1 protein-coding gene and 2 pseudogenes are annotated in these 1,326 nt (G+C 36.0%); all 3 read left to right on the top strand.

Translation table 11 applies throughout. The features are described 5' to 3' along the window. Positions 1-39 precede the first annotated feature (39 nt). Entirely contained in the window at positions 40-822 is a 783-nt protein-coding gene (locus L888_RS13720) for a nucleotidyl transferase AbiEii/AbiGii toxin family protein (RefSeq protein WP_044249305.1), read from the top strand. After that, positions 776-1,189, top strand: a pseudogene (locus L888_RS14205) (HXXEE domain-containing protein); the annotation flags it as partial. The gene L888_RS13720 and the pseudogene L888_RS14205, both read left to right, overlap by 47 nt. A 33-nt stretch (positions 1,190-1,222) precedes the next feature. After that, positions 1,223-1,326: pseudogene (locus L888_RS14960) on the top strand (AraC family transcriptional regulator); the annotation flags it as partial.

Raw genomic sequence — 1,326 nt, 5'->3', positions numbered from 1 at the left:
TATGACTTGTTAATTTATAGAATCAGTTGAGGACTTACTTTGGATAACATTTTACTTTGGATAAGAGTAATTATCATTAGTTCTGATAAACTATCTGAGGATATAGATATAGCTGTCATTGATGCGGATTCTTTTTCTGGGAATCAACTAAAAACATTCATCAAACGACTTGCTAAAGATATGTCAGCCGATCTAAACGAACTTGTCGTACCCAATGTAACAAGTAAAGGTTCCCGCTTCTACAAGGCAATTTATCAATATCCAAACTTGGTCGGACTAACTTCTTCCGCTATGAAAGCAGGACAGATCCTAATTGAGGTCAATACTTATGCAAATCCATATCCATACATCAATAAGGAAATAAGTTCGTTTCTGACAGAATATCTTATAAATATTGGCAGAATAGATTTGATAGAACAATACAATTTGAAACATTTCTCAATCAATGTTTTAGACAAGCGAAGGACTATTGTAGAAAAATTGGTTTCACTATTTCGTTTCTCATTTGAGGCTGATACCATTAAATCTTTATCTTCGAAAATCCGTCATTTCTATGATTTATATTATTTGATCAACGATGATGAATGCTCTAATTATATCCAATCAGCAGATTTTAGAAATGATTTCCAAGAACTTTTTATACACGACCAACAACAATTTTCCGAACCTGATGGTTGGTGTACAAAAACCGTCAATGATTCCCCTTTGTTTAAGGATTTCTCTGGTATATGGTTGAAATTAAGTCCTAATTATCGGAAAGAATTAACGCCTTTGGCGTTTCCCTCAATTCGAGCAGTTTCTTGCACACAGGGGACATTTTGATTGTTCCACAGCCACATTTGCCATTGGGACTACCCACGAGTTCATTCTGATTTCCCTCATTTCTTTCTGTGCCGTGTGGATAGATGCTTATCAATGGTGGTTCGCTGCATTTGCAGGATATTCCATCCATCTTATAGTACATCTTGCTCAATGGGCAATATACCGAAAATATATACCTATTATCATTACCACAATCTTGACTTTGCCTTATTGTGTCTATACCTTTGTTGAATTGGCAAAGACTTCCATTCTATCTCCTTTGCAGATGTTCTTATGGTCAGTTGTTGAGATTATCCTTACAGTGCTTAGCTTACTTTCCGCTTTTTTCTTGATGAGCAAGTTTCAACAGTGGCATGATAGACATTGAGAGCGTATTGTCAATAATAAAATAATAGAAAGCATGTCCCGATTACCCATCCATAGAAGTTCACAACTCTCAGATTTCGGAGTCTATTTGAAGACTGTCATCTCTCGGACATCGGCATCTTCAGACAGATACGCCTT

Origin of the sequence: Hallella seregens ATCC 51272 (assembly GCF_000518545.1) — a bacterium.
Taxonomy (GTDB): domain Bacteria; phylum Bacteroidota; class Bacteroidia; order Bacteroidales; family Bacteroidaceae; genus Prevotella; species Prevotella seregens.
Note: the sequence above shows the minus strand (reverse complement) of the source record. Positions and strands in the feature narration are given on the sequence as shown.